The organism is Luteimonas viscosa (assembly GCF_008244685.1).
Taxonomy (GTDB): Bacteria; Pseudomonadota; Gammaproteobacteria; order Xanthomonadales; family Xanthomonadaceae; genus Luteimonas; species Luteimonas viscosa.
Window position 1 is genome coordinate 95,608 of sequence record NZ_VTFT01000003.1, and the last position, 24,618, is coordinate 120,225.

At 70.1% G+C, this 24,618-nt stretch carries 17 protein-coding genes and 1 pseudogene; 14 read left to right on the top strand and 4 right to left on the bottom strand.

Features of this window, described 5'->3' with window-relative positions:
• The first annotated feature begins 321 nt into the window (after window positions 1-321).
• The 6 genes and pseudogenes from FZO89_RS17510 (at window position 322) to FZO89_RS17530 (ending at window position 8,420) form a co-directional block, all read left to right on the top strand.
• Complete coding sequence (locus FZO89_RS17510; protein WP_149104750.1) at window positions 322-1,923, top strand: SulP family inorganic anion transporter; 1,602 nt, start codon at window positions 322-324, stop codon at window positions 1,921-1,923.
• A 67-nt stretch (window positions 1,924-1,990) separates the two neighbouring features.
• Window positions 1,991-2,521, top strand: coding sequence for a DUF4166 domain-containing protein (locus FZO89_RS18930; protein WP_262378778.1), 531 nt, complete (start codon window positions 1,991-1,993; stop codon window positions 2,519-2,521).
• Between the two features lie 14 nt (window positions 2,522-2,535).
• A pseudogene (locus FZO89_RS18935) lies at window positions 2,536-2,967 on the top strand (thiol-disulfide oxidoreductase DCC family protein); the annotation flags it as partial.
• Between the two features lie 182 nt (window positions 2,968-3,149).
• On the top strand, window positions 3,150-5,732 hold the full coding sequence (gene clpB, locus FZO89_RS17520) for an ATP-dependent chaperone ClpB (RefSeq protein ID WP_149104752.1): 2,583 nt from the start codon (window positions 3,150-3,152) through the stop codon (window positions 5,730-5,732).
• Window positions 5,733-6,059: 327 nt separating this feature from the next.
• Window positions 6,060-7,349, top strand: coding sequence for an O-acetylhomoserine aminocarboxypropyltransferase/cysteine synthase family protein (locus FZO89_RS17525; RefSeq protein WP_149104753.1), 1,290 nt, complete (start codon window positions 6,060-6,062; stop codon window positions 7,347-7,349).
• A gap of 183 nt (window positions 7,350-7,532) precedes the next feature.
• Window positions 7,533-8,420 carry an AraC family transcriptional regulator gene (locus FZO89_RS17530; RefSeq protein ID WP_149104754.1) on the top strand — a complete coding sequence of 296 codons (888 nt, stop codon included), beginning with the start codon at window positions 7,533-7,535 and terminating at the stop codon, window positions 8,418-8,420.
• Between the two features lie 32 nt (window positions 8,421-8,452).
• Here the strand turns inward: FZO89_RS17530 and FZO89_RS17535 are convergent, their stop codons facing one another.
• The 3 genes from FZO89_RS17535 to FZO89_RS17545 form a co-directional block, all read right to left on the bottom strand.
• Complete coding sequence (locus tag FZO89_RS17535) at window positions 8,453-9,172, bottom strand: SIR2 family NAD-dependent protein deacylase (RefSeq protein ID WP_149104755.1); 720 nt, start codon at window positions 9,170-9,172, stop codon at window positions 8,453-8,455.
• 19 nt (window positions 9,173-9,191) lie between these two features.
• Complete coding sequence (ybaL, locus tag FZO89_RS17540; RefSeq protein ID WP_149104756.1) at window positions 9,192-10,916, bottom strand: YbaL family putative K(+) efflux transporter; 1,725 nt, start codon at window positions 10,914-10,916, stop codon at window positions 9,192-9,194.
• A 367-nt stretch (window positions 10,917-11,283) separates the two neighbouring features.
• The gene (locus FZO89_RS17545; RefSeq protein WP_149104757.1) at window positions 11,284-13,692 is read right to left on the bottom strand and encodes a TonB-dependent receptor plug domain-containing protein; all 2,409 of its coding nucleotides are present in this window, start codon (window positions 13,690-13,692) and stop codon (window positions 11,284-11,286) included.
• Between the two features lie 156 nt (window positions 13,693-13,848).
• On the opposite strand from FZO89_RS17545, the gene FZO89_RS17550 reads away from it, so the two are divergent.
• From FZO89_RS17550 to FZO89_RS17560, 3 genes are all read left to right on the top strand, one after another.
• A complete protein-coding gene (locus FZO89_RS17550) occupies window positions 13,849-15,789 on the top strand; it encodes an ABC-F family ATP-binding cassette domain-containing protein (protein ID WP_149104758.1) in 1,941 nt (646 codons plus the stop codon).
• A gap of 105 nt (window positions 15,790-15,894) precedes the next feature.
• Window positions 15,895-16,626: a hypothetical protein gene (locus tag FZO89_RS17555; protein WP_262378779.1), complete on the top strand. Its 732-nt coding sequence runs from the start codon at window positions 15,895-15,897 to the stop codon at window positions 16,624-16,626.
• A gap of 302 nt (window positions 16,627-16,928) precedes the next feature.
• A complete protein-coding gene (locus FZO89_RS17560) occupies window positions 16,929-17,273 on the top strand; it encodes an FmdB family zinc ribbon protein (protein ID WP_149104759.1) in 345 nt (114 codons plus the stop codon).
• Window positions 17,274-17,549: 276 nt separating this feature from the next.
• Here the strand turns inward: FZO89_RS17560 and FZO89_RS17565 are convergent, their stop codons facing one another.
• On the bottom strand, window positions 17,550-19,664 hold the full coding sequence (locus FZO89_RS17565) for a phosphoglycerol transferase I (RefSeq protein WP_149104760.1): 2,115 nt from the start codon (window positions 19,662-19,664) through the stop codon (window positions 17,550-17,552).
• 221 nt (window positions 19,665-19,885) lie between these two features.
• Between FZO89_RS17565 and aspS the strand changes: the two genes are divergently transcribed.
• The 5 genes from aspS to ruvC all read left to right on the top strand — a co-directional run bounded on the left by aspS (window position 19,886) and on the right by ruvC (window position 24,524).
• Window positions 19,886-21,646, top strand: a complete 1,761-nt coding sequence (gene aspS / locus FZO89_RS17570) for an aspartate--tRNA ligase (RefSeq protein WP_149104761.1) — start codon at window positions 19,886-19,888, stop codon at window positions 21,644-21,646.
• A gap of 179 nt (window positions 21,647-21,825) precedes the next feature.
• Entirely contained in the window at window positions 21,826-22,344 is a 519-nt protein-coding gene (locus FZO89_RS17575) for a GNAT family N-acetyltransferase (protein ID WP_149104762.1), read from the top strand.
• 133 nt (window positions 22,345-22,477) lie between these two features.
• Window positions 22,478-23,164 carry an esterase/lipase family protein gene (locus tag FZO89_RS17580; protein ID WP_149104763.1) on the top strand — a complete coding sequence of 229 codons (687 nt, stop codon included), beginning with the start codon at window positions 22,478-22,480 and terminating at the stop codon, window positions 23,162-23,164.
• A 32-nt stretch (window positions 23,165-23,196) separates the two neighbouring features.
• A complete protein-coding gene (locus FZO89_RS17585; RefSeq protein WP_149104764.1) occupies window positions 23,197-23,919 on the top strand; it encodes a YebC/PmpR family DNA-binding transcriptional regulator in 723 nt (240 codons plus the stop codon).
• An 83-nt stretch (window positions 23,920-24,002) separates the two neighbouring features.
• Window positions 24,003-24,524 (top strand): crossover junction endodeoxyribonuclease RuvC, encoded by a 522-nt coding sequence (ruvC, locus tag FZO89_RS17590; RefSeq protein WP_149104765.1) that lies wholly within the window; start codon window positions 24,003-24,005, stop codon window positions 24,522-24,524.
• The last annotated feature ends 94 nt before the right edge of the window (window positions 24,525-24,618 follow it).

Here is a 24,618-nt window from a genome sequence, read left to right on the forward strand (position 1 = left end):
AGGGATGTGGAACCGCACCGCGCCGGTCGATACGAAGCGAAGTGGTGCAGGACGCTCTTTGCAAGGTGTGGACAAAGCGACATGTCATTCCGAACGCAGTGAGGAATCTCGAGACGTCGGCGCATGGATCGACCAGGTTCGCTGTTGTGAAGCGCTTCCCGCTGCGCTCGAAATGACAGTTGGCCAGACGTCCCCTCGCGGCCGCCCCGCGCGCCTGGTCGCGATCAGGCAAGGCGGATGGACGCCCCTCGCGTTCGCGTGATCCACGCTCCGCAGGGGCGATCGACTGCGCGGAACGCGCATCTCCTCGAGACACCACCCATGAGCCAATCCCCGACCCGCAACCCACCGCGCTGGTTCGTCGCCGGCGACATCAACGGCTTCTTCGGCCTGGTCATCGACAACCTGTCGATCCTGGGCTTCATCGCGATGGCGCTGGTCGGGATCTTCGGCGTTCCCGCCGACGTGGTGTTCCAGCGCATGTTCCCGGGAACCGCGCTCGGGGTGCTGCTCGGCAACCTGGCCTACACCTGGATGGGCCGCCGGCTGGCGGCGAAGACCGGGCGCGACGACGTCACCGCCATGCCGCTGGGCCTGGACGCGCCGACCAGCATCGGCATGGCCCTGCTGGTGCTGGGTCCGGCGTTCCTCGCCTTCAGGGCCGAAGGCCTGGACGAGCGCGCGGCGGGCATCGCCACGTGGCAGCTGGGCATGGCCGCGCTGGTGGTGATGGGGCTGTTCAAGACGGCGTTGTCGTTCGCCGGCGACTGGGTGACGCGGGTGCTGCCGCGCGCGGCGTTGCTGGGCTCGATCGGCGGCGCGGCGCTGGCGCTGCTCGGCTTCCTGCCCCTGATCGAAACCCTGCGCAACCCCGTGGTCGGGCTGGTGACGCTCGGCCTGCTGCTGTACCTGCTGGTGGGGAAGGGGCGCTTGCCGCTGCGCATCCCCGGCGTGCTGTTCGCGTTCCTTGTGGGCGTGACGCTGTACTACGGCCTCGGCCTGGCCGGTCTCGGCGTGCCCGGCTTCGCGCTGCCGGAGGCGGTGCCGCTGGCGCCCTCGCTGCCGTGGCCGGACCTGGGGTTCCTCGACGGTCTGGCGGCCACCGTGCCCTACCTGCCGCTGCTGCTGCCGTTCGGCCTGCTGATGGTCGTCGGCGGGATCAACGTCAGCGAAAGCGCGCGCGCGGCCGGCGACGACTACCGCACCCGCGACGTGCTGCTGGTCGAGGCGCTGGCGACGCTGGCCGCGGGCATCTGCGGCGGCGTGGCGCAGACCACGCCCTACATCGGCCAGCCCGCGTACAAGCACATGGGCGCACGCACCGGCTACACGCTGCTGACCGGTCTGTTCGTCGGCATCGGCGGCGCGCTGGGCATCCTCGCCGGCCTGGTGCAGTGGCTGCCGCTGGCGGTGCTTGCGCCGATCATCGTCTACGTCGGCATCGACATCACCCTGCAGGCCTTCCACGAAACGCCGCGGCGGCATGCCGCCGCGGTGGCGCTGGCGTTCCTGCCGTCGCTGGCCTACCTGCTGACGATCAAGGTCGGCAATCCGGCGTGGATCGCGCCCGAGCGCTTCGCCGAACTCTACGCGGACATCGGTCGCCACGGCCTGCCGGATCTCGCCGCGATCGTCACGCTCGGCAACGGCTTCATCATCACCGCGATGTTGTGGGCGACGGCCGTGGTGTTCCTCGTCGATGGGCGCGTGCGCGGCGCGGCAGGCGTGTTGCTGGTGGCGGCCGCGCTGACCCTGTTCGGCGTGATCCACTCGGTCGATCCCCGCGGCGGCGTCTACCTGCCGTGGTCGCTCGAGAGCCTGCGACAGGCGATCTGCTTCCAGTTCGCCGGCGCCTACGTCGCGTTGGCCGTCGTACTCGGCCTGCTGTCGCTGCAACGGCAGGTGCCGCCGGTCACGGAGTGAGTCGCGGCGCCTTGCACCGCCTTCGCGCGCAGCTATGCTTTGCGCCCGTGTCGCACCGGCCAGTTGCATGAAACCCACGCTGTTCCAGCAGGCGCTCGGCGCATCCTACTTCCGCCTGCCGGAGAGCCTGCGGCGGTTGCACGGACAGCGTGGGCGCGAGCGCTGGAGCGGGGTCGCGGAGATCGAGCGCGGACGCAATCCGCTGGCGCGGATGTGCGCATGGATCGCCCGCCTGCCGAAGGCAGGCCGCGAGGTGGCCACCAGCGTCGAGTTTTCCGCGGACGCGGAGGGCGAGACCTGGAAGCGGGATTTCGGCGGGCAGAAGATGGTGTCGCGGCTGTCGTTGAAGGACGGCCTGATGCGCGAACGCCTGGGCCCGCTGCAGTTCCGCTTCGCCCTGCACGGCAACGACGGCGCGATCTGGTGGACCGTGGCCGGCGTCCGGCTGCTGGGCGCGCTGCCGTTGCCGGCATCGCTGTTCGACGACGTGCGCTGCCGCGAGTACGAAGACGACGGCCGCTACCGGTTCGAGGTCGATGCATCGCTGCCGGTGGTCGGCCGGATCGTCCGTTACCGGGGCTGGCTGGAGCCGGCGTGAGCAGCCGCCCGCGCGTGGCGCCGGAAGACGGGAACGACGGAGCGGTACGTGACGCCGGAGCAGGCATCATCGTGTTCGACGGCGTCTGCGCGCTGTGCAATGGCTGGGTGGATTTCCTGCTGGTCCACGACCGCCGCGGACGCTACCGGTTCGCGGCCATGCAGTCGCCTGCCGGGCGCCGGTTGCTGGACGCGCACGGGCTGGATCCGGACGATCCGGTCTCGTTCCTGCTGGTGGACGGGCAGGGCTCACATACCGACACCGATGCGATCGTGCGCGTGCTGTCGGGACTGGACGGCGTGTGGCGGTTCGCGAGCCTGGCGCGCTGGATTCCGCGCGCGCTGCGCGACCCGCTTTACCGCCTGGCCGCGCGCCATCGCTACCGCTGGTTCGGGCGACGCGACGCCTGCCGGCTGCCGGACCCGGCACAGGCGCACCGGTTCCTCGTCGAACAGGGGGACGTGCCCGGCGGGCCGCCGGTACGCACCGATGCCCGGAGCCTGACCGGCACCGGAGCCTGAGGGGCGCGAGCGGGACGCTTTGTCCCGGGGGACTTGCATCCCCCGTCGCCGGCCCGCATCTGGGGGACATGGCCGGGCACGCCGGCACCCGATTGCGAGGAATCCCCATGCGGATGGACAAGCTCACTTCGCGCTTCCAGCAGGCGCTGGCGGACGCGCAGTCGCTGGCCGTAGGCCGCGACCACAACATGATCGAGCCGGTGCACCTGCTGGTGGCGCTGCTCGACCAGCAGGGCGGCGGCACGCGCCCGCTGCTGTCCCAGGCCGGCGTCAACGTGCCGGTGCTGCGCGAGCGGCTGGGCGAGGCGCTGGAGAAGCTGCCGAAGGTGACCGGGCAGGCCGGGCAGCTCTCGGTCGGCAACGACCTCGGGCGCCTGCTCAACGTCACCGACAAGCTGGCGCAGCAGCGCGGCGATGCGTTCATCGCCAGCGAACTGTTCCTGCTCGCGGCGCTCGAGGACGGTGGCGACGCCGGCAGGGCGCTCAAGGCCGCGGGCGCGACGAAACAGAAGCTCGAAGCCGCGATCGACAAGGTACGCGGCGGCGAAAGCGTCAAGGACGAGAACGCCGAGGAATCGCGCCAGGCGCTGGAGAAGTACACCATCGACCTGACCGCGCGCGCCGAGGGCGGCAAGCTCGATCCGGTGATCGGCCGCGACGAGGAGATCCGCCGCACGGTGCAGGTGCTGCAGCGGCGCACCAAGAACAACCCGGTGCTGATCGGCGAACCCGGCGTGGGCAAGACCGCGATCGTCGAGGGCCTGGCGCAGCGCATCGTCAACGGCGAGGTGCCCGAGGGGCTGAAGAACCGGCGCGTGCTGTCGCTGGACATGGGCGCGCTGATCGCGGGGGCGAAGTTCCGCGGCGAGTTCGAGGAGCGGCTGAAGGCGGTTCTCGGCGACCTGGCCAAGCAGGAAGGCAACGTCATCCTGTTCATCGACGAGTTGCACACCATGGTCGGCGCGGGCAAGGCCGAAGGCTCGATGGATGCCGGCAACATGCTCAAGCCCGCGCTCGCGCGCGGCGAGCTGCACTGCATCGGCGCGACCACGCTCGACGAATACCGCAAGTACGTCGAGAAGGATGCCGCGCTCGAGCGCCGCTTCCAGAAGGTATTCGTCGGCGAGCCGAGCGTGGAGGACACGATCGCCATCCTGCGCGGACTGAAGGAACGCTACGCCGTGCACCACGGGGTGGAGATCACCGACCCGGCGATCGTCGCCGCGGCCACGCTCTCGCACCGCTACATCGCCGACCGCCAGCTGCCGGACAAGGCCATCGACCTGATGGACGAGGCCGCGTCGCGCATCCGCATGGAGATCGACTCGAAGCCGGAGGAACTCGACCGCAAGGAACGCCGGCTGATCCAGCTCAAGATCCAGCGCGAGGCGTTGAAGAAGGAGAAGGACGCCGAGTCGAAGCAGCGCCTGGCCGATCTCGAAGCCGAGATCGAAGCGCTCGCGCGCGAGTACAACGACCTCGAGGAAATCTGGAAGGCCGAGAAGGCCGCGGTGCAGGGTGCGACGAAGATCAAGGAACAGATCGAGGCCGCCAAACTGCAGCTCGAATCCGCGCAGCGTGCGCAGGACTACACGAAGATGAGCGAGATCCAGTACGGCACCCTGCCGGAACTGGAGAAGCAACTGGCCGCCGCGCATGAAGTCGACACCAAGGATTTCAAGCTGCTGCAGGACCGGGTGACTGCCGAGGAGATCGCGGAAGTCGTCGCGCGCTGGACCGGTATCCCGGTCTCCAAGATGCTGGAGGGCGAGCGCGAGAAGCTGCTGAAGATGGAAGACGCGCTGCACGGCCGGGTGGTCGGCCAGGACGAGGCGATCAAGGTCGTGTCCGATGCGGTGCGGCGTTCGCGCGCGGGCCTGAGCGATCCCGACCGCCCGAGCGGTTCGTTCCTGTTCCTCGGCCCCACCGGCGTGGGCAAGACCGAGCTGTGCAAGGCGCTGGCCGAGTTCCTGTTCGACAGCAACGACGCGATGGTGCGCATCGACATGAGCGAGTTCATGGAGAAGCACGCCGTCTCGCGGCTGGTCGGCGCGCCCCCGGGCTACGTCGGCTACGAGGAAGGCGGTTACCTGACCGAGGCGGTGCGGCGTCGCCCGTACAGCGTGATCCTGCTCGACGAGGTCGAGAAGGCGCACCCCGACGTGTTCAACATCCTGCTGCAGGTGCTCGACGACGGCCGCCTGACCGACGGCCAGGGGCGCACGGTCGACTTCCGCAACACCGTGATCGTGATGACGTCCAACCTCGGCAGCCAGATGATCCAGGAGATGTCAGGCGATACGCCCGAGGGCTACACCCAGATGAAGGCGTCGGTGATGGCGGTGGTGCAGGCGCACTTCCGCCCGGAATTCATCAACCGGCTCGACGACATCGTCGTGTTCCATCCGCTGGACAAGGCGCAGATCAAGTCGATCGCGCGCATCCAGCTGCGCGGGCTCGAAAAGCGGCTTGCCGAGCGCGGCATCCGCATCGAGGTGTCGGACAAGGCCTTCGAACTGCTCGGCAACGTCGGCTTCGACCCGGTCTACGGCGCGCGGCCGCTCAAGCGCGCCATCCAGCACCAGCTGGAGAATCCGCTGGCGCAGAAGATCCTGTCGGGCGCGTTCGGCAACGGCGACACCGTGCGCGTCGATGCCGAAGGCGGGCACCTGGTCTTCGTCGCCGGTTAACCCGACACACCGTAGCCCGGATAAGCGCAGCGCATCCGGGACAAGCGCAGGCGCAACGCATCCCACCCGCCATCGATGGGCGAGGCACCGCCCCGGATGCGGTCTTCGACCGTCTCCGGGCGACATCGGCGTAGCCCGGATAAGCGCAGCGCATCCGGGGACGGGCGAAACGCATCCCCGACCGACCCGGCGCATCCAGCTTTGCGCGAGATCGCCCAGGCACCTGGAGCCCACGACAACCGTTGGCGCTGAAACCATGCGTCCGCAATGCGGCGGCGTGGGCTATCGTCGCGGGCCCGGCCGTCCGATGACCGCAGCGAGCGCCCCATGACCGAGCAGAACTGGAAACCCGAAACCATCGCCGTTCATGGCGGCTATTCGCCCGATCCGACCACGCGCGCGGTCGCCGTGCCGATCTACCAGACCGTGGCCTACGCCTTCGACAGCGCCCAGCACGCGGCCGACCTGTTCGACCTGAAGGTGCCCGGGAACATCTATACCCGGATCATGAACCCGACCACCGACGTCCTCGAGCAGCGGGTCGCGGCGCTGGAGGGCGGCATCGCCGGGCTGGCGCTGGCTTCGGGCCAGGCGGCGATCACCTACGCGATCCAGACCATCGCCGAGGCCGGCGACAACATCGTCTCGTCCGCGGCGCTGTACGGCGGCACCTACAACCTGTTCGCGCACACCCTGCCGCAGTTCGGCATCGAGACCCGCTTCGCCGACCATCGCGACCCGGAATCCTTCGGCAGGCTCATCGACGGGCGCACCAAGGCGGTGTTCGTCGAATCGATCGGAAACCCGCTGGGCAACATCACCGACATCGAGGCGGTGGCGAAGGTCGCGCATGCGCACGGCGTGCCGCTGATCGTGGACAACACCGTGGCCACGCCCTACCTGTTGCGGCCGATCGATTTCGGTGCCGACATCGTGGTGCACTCGCTCACCAAGTACCTCGGCGGGCACGGCAACAGCATCGGCGGGGCGATCGTCGATTCCGGGCGCTTCCCCTGGGCCGAGCACAAGGCACGCTTCGGCCGCCTCAACGAGCCCGACGTGAGCTACCACGGCGTGGTCTACACCGAGGCCCTGGGGCCGGCGGCCTTCATCGGTCGAGCGCGCGTGGTGCCGTTGCGCAACACCGGCGCGGCGCTGTCGCCGTTCAATGCGTTCCTGATCCTGCAGGGCATCGAGACGCTGCCGCTGCGGATGGACCGGATCAACGCCAATACCATGGCCGTCGCGCGGCACCTCGCCGCGCATCCGAAGGTGGCATGGGTGAACTACGCCGGGCTGCCGGACCATCCGGAGCATGCGCTGGCGAGGAAGTACCTGCGCGGCGATGGCGCATCGGGCCTGTTCACCTTCGGCCTGCCGGGCGGACGCGAGGCCGGTGCGCGGTTCCTCGACGCATTGCAGCTGTTCACGCGGCTGGTGAACATCGGCGACACGCGCTCGCTGGCCACGCATCCGGCCTCGACCACCCATCGCCAGCTGTCGCCGGACGAGCTGGCGCAGGCGGGCGTTGGCGAGGACACGGTGCGCCTGTGCATCGGCATCGAGCACGTCGACGACCTGATCGCCGACCTCGAGCAGGCGTTGTCGCAGGCCTGAGCCGGATCGGCCGTGGCGTTCGAGCAGGAATCGATTGGCGACGTGCCCACCCGGATGCGGTCTTCGACCTTGTCCGGGCGACGCTGACGGTCGGGCACGCAGGCGATTGCGCAAGATCGGGAACGCGGATCGGGGCGGGGCGGGGCATGCTGCCTGCGTGCCCGCCTTGCTCCAGGAGCTCCGATGAAATCCGACACCCGCATCGCCTGCGCCAGGCGCATCGACGCCGTGGTAGCGCACCTGCAGGCCACGATCGCCCGTGGCGACCCGTTGCCCGACCTGGCCGAACTGGCGCGGATCGCGCATTTCTCGCCTTTCCATTTCCATCGCGTCTGGCGCGCGCTCACCGGAGAGCCGGTGGGTCGCACGGTGTCGCGCTTGCGGCTGCTGCGCGCGCTGCAACTGCTGCGCGATCCGGACGCGGACATCACCACGGTGGCGCAGGCGGTCGGCTACGACACGGCCCAGGCCTTCGCGCGGGCGTTCCGCGACGCGCTCGACGCCAGCCCGGGCGAGTTGCGCGGCCGGCCGGAGCGGATCGACGCCGCGGTCGCGCGGCTCGGCGCACCGGCCGTACCGTCCGGCCCGGATCCTGCGCTGCAGGTGGAAGTGGTGTCGCTGGCGCCGTTCGAGGTGGTCGCGCTGCGCAACCGCGGCGCGTTCGCCGACCTCGACGCCGCGTTCGGGCGCCTGTTCGGCTGGGCGGCGGAGGCCGGCGTCGTCGACTCGATCGTCGGCCTGCACGGCGTGCCGCATGCCGACCACCGCGATGTACCGCCGGAGACGCTGGAGTTCGACTGCGCGATCGAACTGGCGGTGCAGGCCGCGCCGTCGCCGCCGCTGCAACGCATGGTCCTCGACGGCGGGACGTTTGCCCGTGTCCGCCATGTCGGCGCCTACGACAGGCTGGAAGACCTCACCGACAGGGTGCTGGCGCGGTGGTGGCCCGACAGCGGCCACGCACTGCGCGCCGCGCCGATCCGCCATGTCTTCCTGGATGATCCGGAGGCGGTGCCGGAGTCCCTGCTGCGCGCGGACATCCTGGTGCCCCTGGAGCCGGGGCACTCGTGATCCGCGGTGCGCGGTCGCCGTCCCTCGTACCTTCAGGAATGGCGTTCGAGCAGCATCCGGATGCCGGAACTCGCGGGCATCCGCAGGCGCTCGTGCGCGAGCTGCGAGACCGCGCTGTCCCCGGGATTGATCTCGATGACCCGGGCGCCGCGCTCCCGAGCAAGCTGCGGCAGCGACGCCGCCGGTTGCACCAGCCCCGAGGTGCCGACGACGACCAGCAGTTCGCATCGTTCGAGCGCGGCCACCGCGCGTGCCCAGTCATCCTCCGGCAACGCCTCGCCGAACCAGACCACGTCCGGCCGGAACGGGCCGCCGCAGGCGTCGCAGGCGGGTGGTGTTTCGCGCACGCCTTCGACGATCGCGTCGAGGCCATCGAGCATCGGGTCCGGATCGCGCGTCGTGCCACAGTCAAGGCAACGCGATGCGAACAGGCGCCCGTGCAGGTGGGTCACCCCGCTCGCGCCGCCGCGCTCATGCAGGTCGTCGACGTTCTGGGTGACCACGTCGACCAGGTGGCCGCGTCGCGCGAACTCCGCGATGCCGACGTGCGCCGGGTTCGGCTGCGCCCGCCGCACCATGGCCGCGCGCCAGCGGTACCAGCCCCAGACCAGGGCGGGGTCGCTTCGGAATGCGGCTTCGGTCGCGAGCGCGGTCGCGTCGAAACGCGACCACAGCCCGGTCAGTGCGTCGCGGAACGTCGGCACGCCGCTCTCCGCGGACATCCCGGCGCCGGTGAGGAAGGCGATCCGCATCGCGCCGCCGCCGCTGCGGTCAGGCTGCGGCGGGCGGCGTGCGCGCCGGCCGGTAGGGCGGCGTGGACATCACCATCTCGGCAAGCGAGAACGCGAGTTCGCGCTCGGCGAGCACCGCGCCGTCCGCGCCGTGCTCGAGCAGGTGGCGCACCTCGGCGTCGCTGTGGGCACGCGCCAGCACCGTGATCGTCGGATTGAGCGTCTTCATGCGCTCGATCGTCTCGCCCGCCTCCAGCGCCTGGGGGATGGCGAAGATCGCCATCTTCGCCCGCTCCGGTGCCGCCTCCAGCATCACCGCCTCGGAGGCGGCATTGCCGCGGACCGCGTACAGCCCGAACGCGCGCGCCCGCGCGACCAGGTCGGCGTCGTCCTCGATCACCACCAGCGGCACGCCGCGCTGGTGCAGCAGTTCCGCCAGTTGGCTGCCCACGCGACCGTAGCCGACGAGGATCGCGTGGCCGGTCAAGTCGGCGGGCACGGCCGGTTCTTCCGGCTCGTGGATTTGCGTGGCCTGCAGCGCCGCATCGACTGCGGCGAGTCGCGCCTCGCGACGCGACAGCCAGGCGAACAGCAGCGGGTTGACCACGATCGACAGCAGCGCGCCGGCGAGGATCAGGTCGCGTCCCGTCGAAGGCAGCAGGTTCAGCGCCACGCCGAGGCTGGCGAGGATGAAGGAGAACTCGCCGATCTGGGCCAGGCTCACCGAGATCGTCAGCGCCGTTCCTTGCGGGTGCCGGAACAGGCGCACGATCCAGTAGGCCGCGAGCGACTTGCCGACCACGACGATCAGGAACGTCGCCAGCACCTGCCAGGGATGCTCGACCAGGATCATCGGGTCGAACAGCATGCCCACCGAGACGAAGAACAGCACCGCGAACGCATCGCGCAGCGGCAGCGAGTCGTTGGCCGCCTTCTGGCTGAGCTCGGACTCGTTGAGCAGCATCCCGGCGAAGAATGCGCCCAGCGCGAACGACACCCCGAACAGCACCGCCGAGCCGAACGCCACGCCCAGCGCGATCGCCAGTACCGACAGCGTGAACAGTTCGCGCGAGCCGGTGCCCGCGATCTTCTCCAGCGTCCACGGGATCACCCGGCGCCCGACCACCAGCATCACCGCCACGAACAGCGCCACCTGCACCAGCGTCTTGGCCAGCGCGAAGGCGATCGTGCCGGCCATGCTGCGCAGGGTGCCGCCGTCGGCGAGCGTCTCGCTTTCCGCGATCACTTCGGCCAGCGCCGGCAGCAGCACCAGCGCCAGCACCATCGCCAGGTCCTCGACGATCAGCCAGCCCACGGCGATCCGGCCGCGGCGGGTGTCGAGCAGGCGCCGTTCCTCCATCGCCCGCAGCAGCACCACGGTGCTGGCCACCGACAGCGCCAGTCCGAACACGAAGCCGTTGATCGGCGACCAGCCCATGCCCCAGGCCAACAGCCAGCCGAGCAGGGTGGCCACGGCGATCTGCGCGATCGCGCCCGGGATCGCGATCGCCTTGACCTCGAGCAGGTCCTTGAGCGAGAAGTGCAGGCCGACGCCGAACATCAGCAGCATCACGCCGATTTCGGCCAGCTGGTTTGCCAGGTCCTGGTCGGCGACGAAGCCGGGCGTGAACGGGCCGACGACGATGCCCGCAATCAGATAGCCGACCAGCGGAGACATGCGCAGCCGGTTGGCCAGCGCGCCGAGCACGAAGGCAACGGCGAGGCCGACTGCGACGATGTTGATCAGGTCGGTGTCATGGTGCATCGAGGCCGCGGCGGGGGTACGCGATGGGAATGCAGTGTGGCGGATGCCTGCGCGACGGGCAAATGTGCTTTTCGGGAGCCGGAAGGGTCCAGGTTTCGCATCGTTGCCCCTATGGTCGGGTTCGGTGTCGCTGTTGTCGCAGCCGTTGCCGCTGCACTCGATCTCGAGCCGTGAAGCGCCCCGAGCCTCGTAGTTCAGGCACAGGCGTCCCATCGACCTCGCCCGACTGCGCTGCTCGACTCACGCTACGTCATCGGCATCGAGGAGCGCCGAGGCAGCCGCAAAACTGTAGGACAGGAAACAGGGGCCGCGAGCACGACGCCGGACGCTGGACCGGCGCCCCGGGGCATGCGCTCGCAGCCGGCCTCTACCACCTGTACCCGATCTTGCCGTACACGAACGCGCCGTTGAATCCGAACGGCGACTGCGTGCTGTAGGGCAGGTAAGCGCGGCCGCCGAGGCCGGCCAGGCTCTGGTCGGGATAGGCGTCGAGCACGTTGTCGCCACCGACGGTGAAGGTCCAGGCGTCGAGCCGGTAGTTGAAGGCGAGGTCGAGCGTCCATTCCGCGCCATAGGTCTGGTCGCCGCTGCCGTCCGCGGCGGTGCCGAAGTTGGTGAACTCGCCCCAGCGCGTGGTGGTGGCGTCGATCGAGAAATCGCCGAGCGTCCAGATGCCGTTGAGGAAGAACCGGTCGCGCGGCGTGCCTTCGGTGATGCGTCCCTGTTCCACCCGGCCGATGCGGTTGAGGACCACGCCGTACTCGTCGGCGACTTCCTCCAGCGCCGCCGGGTTGGGCGCGATCCGCGTGATCGTGGTCTTGTTGCGGTTGTAGCCGGCGGTGGCGGACAGGTTGCTGGCGTCGAACGCCCAGCGGTAGCTGCCGACGATGTCGATGCCGCGGGTGCGGGTGTCCAGAGCATTGGTGAAGTAGCGGCCGCCCTGCACGCCGAAGATGCCGTGCTCGGCCGCGAGGTAGTCGCCGACCGGACCGGTCAGGTTCTCCGACAGGTAGACCCGGTCGTCGATGTCGATGTGGTAGGCGTCGACGGTGACGTAAAGGTTGTCGACAGGCTGCAGAACCAGGCCAAGACCGAAGTTGGTCGACTCCTCGGGCCGAAGCGGCTCGGCCCCGAGCGCGATCGCCGCCGGGTTGGTCACCCGGAAGGTGACGATGTCGAACGGCACGCCATCGATGAAGTTGGTCGCCGTCGACTGGAAATACTGCTGCTGCAGCGACGGCGCGCGGAAGCCGGTCGAGGCGGTGGCGCGCAGGGCGATCGCGTCGGTGAATGCGTAGCGTGCCGACAGCTTGCCGGTCGAGGTGCTGCCGAAGTCGCTGTAGTCCTCGCCGCGCGCGGCCAGGCCGAGCGAAAGCCTGTCGGTGACATCCGCCTCAAGGCCGAGGTAGACCGAGTAGCTTTCGCGGTTGAAATAACCGGCATCCTGCGGTTTGAAGCCGGCGAACACCTGCGAACCGCCGGGGGCGCGGATCATGTCACCGGTGAATTCGCCGTTGGCGTCGCGCTCGGGGATCATCAGCCCGGTGTCGGCGTACGAACCGGGCTCGCCGGGCGAGAGGTTGAACTTCTCGCCCCGCCACTCCGCGCCGAAGGCGACGTTGAGCGGGTAGGCCAGCCAGCCCACGTCGAAGGCCTTGTTGATGTCGAGGTTGAGCACGTTCTGCGTGGTCTCGAGCGCGCCGGCGTGGAACTGCGTGGGCGATGCGTCGCCGAGGCTGCGGTTGTGGGTGTTCTCGATATCGAAGGTGAGGTGGTTCAGGCCGTGGTTGTAGCTCAGGTCGATGTTCCAGTCGTTGGCGGTGAATCCGCGCATGCCGGCGACGAAGGCCCGGTCCTCGCTGACGTTGTGGATCTGCGGCAGGAAGCCGTCCGGGTAGATCGCGACGTTGTTGCGGTTGTCTCCGCGCCAGCGGAAATAGCCGTTGGAGAGCACGTCGCGCTCGCTGTAGCTGCCGAACGAATAGAACGTGATGCCTTCGGCCGGACTGTACTCGGCGTTGTAGGAGAACGCGCCGGATTCGACTTCGGGATCGCCGTAGCGCTGCTCGACCACGCCGTTGTAGGGCTTGGCGCGGTTGGTATTGTCCTGGTCGCCGCCCTGCGCGGCCAGGTGCAGGAAGCCGCCTTCGCCCAGGGCGATGCCGGTGTCGGCACCGAGGTTCCACTGTGCGCCGTCGCCGGCGCTCATCCGGCCGTAGCGACCCAGCACGCTGCCGCCTTCGCGGCTGCCCTTGAGCACCACGTTGATGACGCCGGCGATCGCGTCGGAGCCGTATTGCGCGGCGGCGCCGTCGCGCAGCACCTCGACCCGCTCGATCGCCGAGACCGGGATCGCGTTCAGGTCGACCGGCGAGGAACCGCGGCCCTGGCTGCCGTTGAGGTTGATCAGTGCGGTGGTGTGGCGGCGCTTGCCGTTGACCAGCACCAGCACCTGGTCCGGCGCGAGGCCGCGCAGCTGCGCCGGGCGCACCGCGTCGGTGCCGTCGGTGATCGCCGGACGCGGGAAATTCAGCGAGGGCACCGTGCGCGAGAGCGCCGTGGCCAGCTCGGTGGTGCCGGTGGCCTGCAGCGCTTCGGGCGTGATGATGTCGATCGGCGACTGCGATTCGGCGACCGTGCGGTCGGCGGTGCGGGTGCCGGTGACGATCAGGGTATCGAGGGTGCGGGCGCTTTCTTCCGGCGCCTGCTGGGCAAGGGCGGGTGTTGCGGCGCCGGTGGCGGCCAGCAGCGCCAGGAACAGGGGGGTGCGGGGCATTGACGCGCTCCTTCGGGGGAAAGGGATGGGTCGCGGTCCGGTTTAACATATCCGTAACAATGCGGTCAAAGGCCGGAAGTGCATATGGCGATGCGGTTGCCGCATGAGTGGCCGTCTGGCGTGGCTCCCGGCCCGCTCCGGTAGAATCCGCGCCCCATGATTGCCTTCCGCAACTTCGCCCTCCGGCGCGGCGAGCGCCTGTTGTTGTCCAACGTCGACCTGGCCCTGCACGCGGGCTGGCGCGTGGGCGTGGTCGGGCGCAACGGCACGGGCAAATCCAGCCTGTTCGCCGCGATCCGCGGCGAGGTCGAAGCCGACAGGGGCGACATCGACGTGCCGAACCGGGTGCGCATCGCCAGCGTGGCGCAGGAAACCCCGTCGCTGCCCGATCCGGCGATCGACTTCGTGCTCGGCGGCGACGTCGCGATCGCGGCGGTGATCCGCGCCGAGGCCGAGGCGAACGCGCGCGAGGACTGGGAAGCGGTCGCGGACGCGCACCAGAAGCTGGCCGAACTGGGCGGCTACGATGCCGAGGCGCGCGCGGGCAGGCTGCTGCACGGCCTGGGGTTCCCGGCGGAGACGCATCGCCGCGCCGTGGGCGAGTTCTCCGGCGGCTGGCGCGTGCGCCTGAACCTGGCGCGCGCGCTGATGATGCCCAGCGACCTGCTGCTGCTCGACGAGCCCACCAACCACCTCGACCTCGACGCGGTGCTGTGGCTGGAGCAGTGGCTGCTGAAGTATCCAGGCACCCTGCTGCTGATCAGCCACGACCGCGAGTTCCTCGACGGCGTGTCGACGCATACCTTGCACCTCAACGACGGCAAGGCGAAGCTGTACGTCGGCGACTACACCGCGTTCGAACGCCAGCGCGCCGAACACCTGCGCCAGCAGCAGATCGCACACGAGAAGGAACAGGCCGAGCGCGCCCATCTGCAGAAGTTCATCGACCGCTTCAAGGCCAAGGCCAGCAAGGCGCGGCAGGCGCAGAGCAGGATGAAGCGCCTGGCGAAGCTGGCCGGCACCGAAGCGGTGCGTGCCGAGCGCGAGTTCCGGATCGAATTCCCGCAGCCGCTGAAGCTGCCGCATGCGTTGCTGCGGATCAATCATGGTCGTTGCGGCTATGCCGCAACGACCCGGGATTCGGGATTGGGGATTCGGGATTCGGAAGTGGCGGGATCGCGCTCTGCCCAATCCCCAATCCCCAATCCCCAATCCCGTCGCCCGCCTCACGCGGTCCTGGACGGCGTCGGCTTCGGCCTCGAGGCGGGCGACCGCATCGGCCTGCTCGGCCCGAACGGCGCGGGCAAGTCGACCCTGGTCAAGTCGCTGGTCGGCGAACTGCCGCTGCTCGGCGGCGAGCGTTACGCGCATCCCGACCTGCGCATCGGCTACTTCGCGCAGCACACCGTGGAATCGCTGGTTGCCGGCACCTCGCCGATCGACCACCTGCGCGAACTGTCGCCTGACAGCCCGACCCAGGCCTTCCGCGATTTCCTCGGCAAGTGGTACTTCCCCGGCGAGCGCGCGTTCGAGAGCATCGACGGCTTCTCCGGCGGCGAACGCGCGCGCCTGGCGCTGGCGCTGATCGCGTGGAAGCAGCCCAACGTGCTGCTGCTCGACGAGCCCACCAACCACCTCGACCTCGACATGCGCGAGGCGCTGGCCGAGGCGCTGAGCGATTTCGACGGCGCGATCGTGCTGGTCTCGCACGACCGCCACCTGATCGGCCTGGTGAGCGACACCTTCTGGCGCGTGTCCGACGGCGTGGTCAAGCCGTTCGACGGCGACCTCGACGAGTACGCCGCGTGGCTGCGTTCGCGCCCGGCAGGCGACCAGGCGCGTGCGCAGGCGAAGGCCCCTCCGGTTCCGGAGCCGCCGCCGGCGAAACCCCAGCCCCGGGTCAACCCGCACAAGCTCGGCAAGGCCGAGGCGCGCGTGGCCGACCTGGAGCGCGCGCTGGCCGAGACCGAGTCGGCGCTGGCCGACCCGGGCAGCTATGCCGAAGCAGGCAGGCTCGTCGAGCTCGGGCAGCGCCAGGCACGGCTGCGCGCGCAACTGGAAGACGCGGAAGCGGAACTGCTCGCCCTGTACGGCTGAGCCTGCGCGCCGGCAGGACGGTCGCTGCGACATCGACACGCGTCTCGCGCCGGCCGGGTCACGTCCGGCTTGCGGGCCGTCGATGGCACGGTTACGGTGATCTCCATGAAAAAGACACTGCGCAACCTGTCGCTCGTCCCGCTCGCGCTGGCCTTGTCCGCATGCGTCTATGTCGGCGATTCCGACGGTGACGGCAATGCCGCCGCGCAGGCCGATGCCGCGGCGGAAGGCTTCGAGCCCGCGCCGCAGGCGGCCGCCGCCGACGCCGGGTCTGCCTCGGAGCCGGCCGACGCCTTCCTCGCCGCGCTCGCGACGCACTGCGGACAGGCGTTCGCGGGTCGTATCGTCGCCAACGCGCCGGAGCCGCCGGAACCCGACGCCTTCGAAGGCCAGCGGCTGGTGATGCACGTGCGCGGCTGCGACGAGCCTGCCAGGGAACTGCGCGTGCCGTTCCACGTCGGCGACGACCATTCGCGCACCTGGGTTCTCACCCGTACCGGTTCGGGTCTGCGCCTGAAGCACGACCACCGCCACCAGGACGGCAGCGACGACGCGGTGACGATGTACGGCGGCGACACCGCCAGCGCCGGCACCGCCGTACGCCAGGAATTCCCGGTCGATGCCGAATCGGTCGCGATGTTCGAGCGGGAGGGTCTCGAGGCCTCGGTCACCAACACCTGGGCGATGGAGATCGAGCCGGGCGAGCGTTTCGCGTACGAGCTCACGCGCCCCGGTGGTCGAGAGTTCAAGGTCGAGTTCGACCTCGCCACGCCGGTGGACCTGCCGCCGCCACCGTGGGGCAGCGGGGATCCGGTGGCCTCTTCGCCCGGCGACTGAGCCGCTCGCGCGACTGCGTCGCGCCCAGGTTCACGAGCGCGACCCGCGGTCGCATCCACAGCGCCACCGATGCCGGCCGCAGGCCGGGCATGGCCTCGAACCGGACCCGCGCACAATCGCCCGGATCGATCCGGCGCGCATGCCATCGCGGTGCGCGCGATGCGGGTGCGGCCCGTGGTACGGCGCCACGCGCATTCGCCACGCCGTGCAGTGGGCGGACGGAACCCGGCGTCGCCACGGGACTTGATTTCGCGCGCGCCGGCCCCAGACTGCGCGCTCGCAACAGACTTCCGTCGCATCCCATGCCCATCTACGCCTACCGCTGCGAGCAGTGCGGCCACGCCTTCGACCGCCTGCAGAAGATGTCCGACCCGGATCCCGAGGCATGCCCCGCCTGCGGCGCGGCGGCGATCAGGCGCGCGCTCACCGCGCCGGCGTTCCGCCTGGCCGGTGGCGGCTGGTACGAGACCGACTTCAAGAAGGACGGCGACCGCAAGCGCAACCTGGCCGAGGGCGGCGAGGGTGCGTCGAAACCGGAGGGCGGTGCGGCTGCCGATCCCGCCAAACCCGCCGGCGCCGGCAAGCCGGTCGACAAGCCCGCGGCCAAACCGGCTGAAGCACCCGCGGCGAAGGCCGCGGACGCCTGAGGGCGGTACCGGCTGGCGGTGGCCGCCGCCGCCGAGCCGGGTCGCGTTCTCGCGATGTCGGCAGGCGCGGCCCCGATGCGGGGCTCGCGCGAGACCTGTTGCTGCGGGACCGGGCGCTCCTAGCAGGTCCCGGGCGCAGGCGTGGCCGAACCCGTCGATGCCGGCGCACGAGGCGCTGTGCTGCCCGGGCCTTGCGCGCCGACCCGGCAGAACGACCACGAGCCGTCGGCAAGGCGCAGCCTGCGCGACTTGCCCGAACGCCTCCGGGGCGGCGCGTCAGGAGCGCGAGCGGGCGCCCGTCCGCACCATCGCCAGGCTGTCGAGTTCCATGAACTCGGCCCAGTCCAGCCAGGCGCGGAACTCGAGGTCGTCGATGCCCTGGTCGACGCCGATCCGCAGCCGGATCGGCTGCGACAGGTCGCGCTCGTCGGGGCGGATCCATTCGCGCGCGACCACGCGGCCGTCCGAGGCGATCGCCTCCAGCCAGAACGCATGGCTCGGCCACTCGCGCGGGCGCAGCCGCAACTGGTACTCGCCCGAGACCACGGCCGACTCGGCGCCGAGCCAGACCGCGCGGCGCGGGCGTGGGCGCGGGCCAGCCGCGGCCTCGAGCTTCGTGTCGACGCGCACCCCGCGTTGCAGGTCCGCACCGGCGAACAGCTTGCGATTGTCGTGGGCATCGACCAGCAGCGCGCACCACTCGCCGCGCAGCGTGCTGTCGTCGAACGCGGTGCAGCGGTCGACGTAGGCGCGCACGTTGGCCGGATCGTCGATGCCGAACTGGCGCGGGGCGTCTTCCATCGTGATCGACCCCAGGCTCCAGTCGGGGTCGTACTCGATCATCACCGGCGGCTTCACGTGCTGCAGCCCGATCCGCACCTGGTTGCCGTCGACGCGCAGGGTGCGCACGTCGCCGCCGGTCCACAGTTCGCGCGCGTACGCCAGGTAGGGTGCGAAGCCCGAGCCGTCCCCCGCCAGCGCCGCAGCGCTCGCGCCCGCCGACGCGGCGGGTGCCAGCAGCGAGCGGCCGAAGCCGAGCGCATCCTGGCCGGGGTCGAGCAGCGAGAGCAGGGTCGCGCCCGTGTCGAGCACCGACCCCGCGACCGTCAGCTGTCGCGGCTCCAGGCCGGGGGCGAGGAACAGCAGCAGGTTCTCGCGGCGCATGTCCTCGAGCACGTGGCTCAGGTCGTTGGGCATCGCCAGGTGGTCGGAGGCGATCACGATCACGGTGTCGTCGCCGTGTGGACTGGCGCGGATGCGCTCGACCAGCCGCGAGACCAGCCGGTCGCTGCACTTGATCGCGTGCAGCAGGCCGATCTCGCCCAGCGGGCTCTCGTAGCGCTCGTCGCGGCAGGCCGCGGGCAGGTGCCCGGCAGGGTGGTGGGTGTCCATCGTCAGCGTGCTGAGCAGGAACGGCGTGCCGCTGGCCGAGAGCGCCATGAAGGTGTCGAACGCGTCCTCGAGCAGCACGTCGTCGTGCAGGCCCCAGTTGGAGAAATGCTCCGGCGCGATATCCAGGGTGCGGTAGTGGTCGAGGTCCCGGACCTCGTCGAAGCCGTGGCGCTCGAGGAAGTTGCCCTTGGCGGCGAAGCCGGCATCGGCGCCGCCGAGGAACACGTTGCGGTAGCCCTGGGTCCTGAGGTAATCGCCCAGGCAATGCGCGCTGGGCAGGAATTCGCGCATCCTGCCGAGGCTGTTCTCGTCGCCGCGGGCGGTGGTGAGCGGCACCCCGCACATCGAGGCGACGATGCCGGCGATCGTCCAGCCGGAACCTTCCGGCGAGGCGATGTCGCGGAAGTCCAGGCCCTGGCCCGCGAGCCGGGATAGGTTGGGCATCAGGCCGGGAAAGACGGACTGGTCGAGATAGGTGCGTTCCAGGCTCTCGACGTAGATCAGGACGATGTTCCTGCGCTGCGCCAGCGCGCCGACCGGCACCCGGTACTCGGCGGCGACGCGTTCGGCATCCACCGGCGCCAGCTGGCGCTGCAGGCGCTTGGTGTCCGCATACAGCGGGCTGGCGAGGATCGCGGTCACGAAGAGGGCGGCGAAGGTGGCGGTGACCGCCGGTCCCGGATGCCGGCGACGAAAGCCCGCCAGGCGTCCGCGCAGCGCGCCGACCAGGACCAGCGGCAAAAGCGACAGCAGCACCAGGCCGGCGAAGCGCAGCAGGTCACCGCTGAAATCCGCCACGCCCGCACCCTCGATCCCGGCCTGGAGGTGGTACAGGGTCGCCGCGTCGATGCCGTTGCCGCTGAGCCGGTCGACCAGCCACCAGCCGCTCAGCGCGAACAGCAGCAGCGAAAGCAGCGCGGCCTTGGCCCAGGCCAGCCGATCCGCGGCCACCAGCAGGTAGGCCAGCAGCATCAGCGACAGCAGCAGGATCGTCGACATGCGGCGCGGGTCTCGTGCTTGGCGGAGGAAGGGCCCGGTAACGCTGTCGCCCATGCAGCGACCGTATTGACACGTTGCTGTCATATTGCTGAACCGGGCGTCGACGGGGCCATGCAGGTCGGAATCCGCGGCGGGCGGCTGGCCGGGCCTGCGCCTGCCAAACCGTCTAAACTTGCCGGTTTGCCGGCCTGGCCGGCCCGTTTTCCTGGAGTTGGCGTTCCATGCGTACCCATTTCTGCGGCCTGGTCGACGAGGCCCTGGTCGGACAGACCGTGACCCTGTGCGGCTGGGCGGACGTCGCCCGCAACCTGGGCGGCGTGTGCTTCATCGACCTGCGCGACCACGAGGGCATCGTCCAGGTGGTCGCCGAGCCCTCCCAGGCCGACGGCAACGCCGCGGTCGTGGCCGCGGCCGAAAAGGTGGGCTACGAGGACTGCCTGCGCATCACCGGCAGCGTGCGCCGCAGGCAGTCGGTGAACGCGAAGATCCGCACCGGCCAGGTGGAAGTGGTGGCCGAGCGCATCGAGGTGCTGAACAAGGCCGAGCCGCTGCCGTTCCACCACCACGAGAACCCCGGCGAGGAGACGCGGCTCACCTACCGCTACCTCGACCTGCGCCATCCGGAGATGCAGCGCCGCATGCGCACGCGCACGAAGCTGGTCAGCGCGCTGCGCCACTGGCTCGACGCGCGCGGCTTCCAGGACATCGAGACCCCGATCCTGACCAAGGCCACGCCCGAGGGCGCGCGCGACTTCCTGGTGCCGGCGCGCATGCATCCCGGCGAGTTCTACGCGCTGCCGCAAAGCCCGCAGCTGTTCAAGCAGATCCTGATGATGGCCGGCTTCGACCGCTACTACCAGATCGCGCGCTGCTTCCGCGACGAAGCCCTGCGCGCCGACCGCCAGCTGGAATTCACACAGCTCGACATGGAGTTCGCCTGGGTGTCCGAGCGCGACGTGCAGGACACGGTCGAGGCGATGATCCGCGACGTGTTCCGCGAGGTGGCCGATGTCGAACTGGCGGCCGAATTCCCGCGCATGAGCTACGCCGAGGCGATGCGGCGCTATGGCTCGGACAAGCCGGACCTGCGCATCGCGCTGGAACTGGTCGACGTGGCGGAGCTGGTGAAGGACAGCGACTTCGCGGTGTTCAAGGGGCCGGCCAACGACGCCGCAGGGCGCGTCGCGGCGCTGCGCATCCCGGGCGGCGCCTCGCTCTCGCGCAAGCAGATCGACGAATACGCCGCGCATGCCGGCAAGTACGGCGCGAAGGGTCTGGCCTACATCAAGATCGCAGAGACCGGCGAGGTGTCCTCGCCGATCCAGAAGTTCTTCGACGAGGGCGCGTTCGCAGCCCTGGTGGCGCGCGTGGGCGCCGGCAACGGCGACATCGTGTTCTTCGGCGCCGGAAAGTACTCGACCGTCAGTGATTTCATGGGCGCGGTGCGCCTCAAGGCCGGCAGGGACTTCGGCCTGGTCAACGATGGCTGGGCGCCGCTGTGGGTCACCGATTTCCCGATGTTCGAATGGGACGAGGAGGCGCAGCGCTACGTGGCCCTGCACCATCCGTTCACCGCTCCGGCGGTGGACGACGAGGCCCAGTTGCGCGCGGACGCGGCGACCGCCGTGTCGCGCGGCTACGACATGGTGCTCAACGGCAACGAGATCGGCGGCGGTTCGATCCGCATCCACCGCTCCTCGATGCAGTCGGCGGTGTTCGAACTGCTCGGCATCGGCAGGGAGGAAGCGGAACTGAAGTTCGGCTTCCTGCTCGATGCGCTCAGGTACGGCGCGCCGCCGCACGGCGGCATCGCCTTCGGCATCGACCGCATCGCCGCGCTGATGGCGGGCACCGACTCGATCCGCGATGTGATCGCGTTTCCCAAGACCACCTCCGCGCAATGCCTGATGACCGGTGCACCGTCGCCGGTGCCGGACGCGCAACTGGCGGAAGTGCACATCCAGGTCCGACCGAAGGGCTAGCGGGCGATGGCTGGCCGTCGCCGACTCGACTCCTCCCAGACCCCTCCGCGGGCGGGGGAGGGAGCGCAGCGCACCGCCCGGTGTGCGCTTCACCGGGCGAGGCAGACGGCGCGCGCGTCGGGCCTCGAGCGGTACCCCCTCCTCCGCGTGCGGGGGAGGGCCGGGGTGGTGGCGGCCGGATGAGCGTCGCCATCCGCCGCGCCACCGTCGAAGACGCCGCGACCCTCTCGACGCTCGCCGCGCGCACCTTCACCGAAACCTTCGGCCACCTGTATCCGCCGGAGGATCTGGCCACTTTCCTGGGCGACGCCTACGCGGTGGAGAAGCAGCGCATCATCCTTTCGCACCCGGACTATGCGGTGTGGCTGCTGGAACGCGACGGCGAGGCGATCGGCCATGTCGCCGCCGGCCCCTGTGGCCTGCCGCACCCGGAGGTCGCGCCCGGGGACGGCGAGATCAAGCGTCTCTACCTCGTGCGCGGGACCCAGGGCGGCGGGTACGGCCGCCGGCTGATGGATGCGGCGATGGACTGGCTGCTGCGCGAGGGGCCGCGGACGCTGTGGGTCGGGGTCTGGTCGGACAACCTCGGCGCGCAGCGCTTCTACGCACGTTACGGCTTCGACAAGGTCGGCGAATACCTGTTCCAGGTCGGCGCGACCCGGGACCTGGAATTCATCCTGCGTCGGCCGGCCGGGTAGGGCGCTGGCAGCGCGGGTATTGCCGCCCGCACCGATGCCGGAAGGCGGCCGGCTCGGGGACCCGGCCAGGAGCACGCGCAGGCGCGCGGGGTGCCGACTTGCGCAATCCCCGCGGCCACGGCCCAATCCGCGCATGGCATCGCGTCGAGACCCCGCCCCCGCCCCTCCGGCTGCCTCCGCGTCATCGCCGCGTCCGGTGCTGCTGATCCACGGCATCTGGAACGCCGGCTTCTGGCTCTCCCCGCTGGCGGCGAAGCTGCGCGCGGCCGGGTTCGCGCCGCGCATCTGGGCCTACGACAGCGTGCGCGGTGGCGGCGCTGCCGCCGCGCGGGCGCTGGTGGAGCGGCTGCGCGACGGGCCCGAAACCGACATCGTGGGCCACAGCCTCGGTGGACTGGTGGCGCTGGAGGCCCTGCGTCTCGATCCTGGACTCCCGGTACGGCGGGTGGTCTGCCTCGGCTCGCCGCTGCGAGGCAGCGGCACCGCGCGCGCACTGGGGGCGCGACGCTGGGGTCCGCCGATCCTCGGCCGCAGCGCCGACCTGCTGCTGCGCGGTTTCGAACACTGGGACGGGCCGGCCGAGGTGGGCGTGGTCGCCGGCTGCGTGCCGCGGGGGTTGGGCCGCTTCCTGGCGGCGGTGGATCGCGCCTCCGACGGCACCGTCGGCATCGCCGAGACGCAACTGCCGGGCGTGTGCGACCACTGCCTGGTCGACTGCAGCCATACCGGCCTGGTGCTGTCCGCGGATGCCGCTCGCCAGGCCGCGGCGTTCCTGCGCAGCGGGCGCTTCGAGCATGCCGGCGGGCCGCAAAACGTATAATCCGCGGTTTCCGCACGAGACCAGCTGCAGCCATGGGACGCGGTCCTTCCATCGAAGCACGCAAGAACGCCGTCGACGCGCAGCGCGGCAAGATCTTCACCAAGATCATCCGCGAGATCGGCGTCGCCGCCCGCGCCGGCGGCGGCGATCCCGGCGGCAACCCGCGCCTGCGCGCGGCGATCGACAAGGGCCTGTCGGTCAACATGTCCAAGGACGTGATCGAGCGGGCGATCAGGAAGGCGACGGGCGAGCTGGAAGGCGTCGAATACGAGGAGATCCGCTACGAGGGCTATGCGCCGGGCGGCGTCGCGGTGATCGTCGACTGCCTCACCGACAACCGCGTGCGCACCGTGGCCGACGTGCGCCATGCCTTCGGCAAGTTCGGCGGCAACCTGGGCACCGAGGGCTCGGTGGCCTTCATGTTCCGCAAGCTGGGCGTGCTGTCCTACGGCGCCGGCGCGGACGAGGAGAAGATCACCGATGCCGCGATCGAGGCCGGCGCCGAAGACATCGCGGTCTATCCCGAGGACGGCGCCATCGACGTGCTCACCAGTCCCGACGCCTTCGAGGCGGTGAAGCAGGCGATGGCGGACGCGGGGCTGGCGCCGGACCTGGCCGAAATCACGATGCGCGCCGACAACGACGTCGCGGTCGACGGCGAGGCCGCGCAGCAGGTGGTGAAGCTGCTGCGCTGGCTGGAGGAACTCGACGACGTGCAGAACGTCTACTCGAACGCCGAGTTGAGTGATTGGTGATTCGTGATTGGTGATTCGAAGAATCCGGGACATGGCGTCATCGGCTCGAATCCCGAATCCCCAATCCCGACTCCCGGCTTCCCATGACCCGCATCCTCGGCATCGATCCAGGCTCGCAGCGCACCGGTGTCGGGATCATCGACGTCGACGAGGCCGGGCGGGCGACGCACGTGTTCAACGGCGCCCTGCTGCTGCTGGGCGACGGCGATTTCCCGGCGCGGCTGCGGCGGCTGCTGCTCGGGCTGGCCGAGGTGATCGAGACCTGGCAGCCGCAGGAAGTCGCGATCGAGCGCGTGTTCCTGGCGCGCAATCCGGATTCCGCGCTGAAGCTGGGCCAGGCCCGTGGCGCGGCGATCAGCGCGGTGGTGCTGCGCGACCTGCCGGTGCACGAGTACGCGGCCAAGGAAGTGAAGCTGGCGCTGGTGGGCCGGGGCGGGGCGGACAAGACGCAGGTCCAGCACATGGTCGGAATCATGCTGAACCTGCACGGCAAGCTTCAGGCCGACGCCGCCGACGCGCTGGCGATCGCCATCACCCACGCGCACGTGCGCGCCACAGCGAAGCGCCTCGGCGTCAGCACCCAGCAGGCCTGGAGCAGGAAGTGATGGGAGCCGTGATTCGTGATTGGTTGCTGGCAATTCGAAGAAGCGGGCCACGGAGGGACCGGTCTCCCCGCCTTCGCGAATCACCAACCACCAA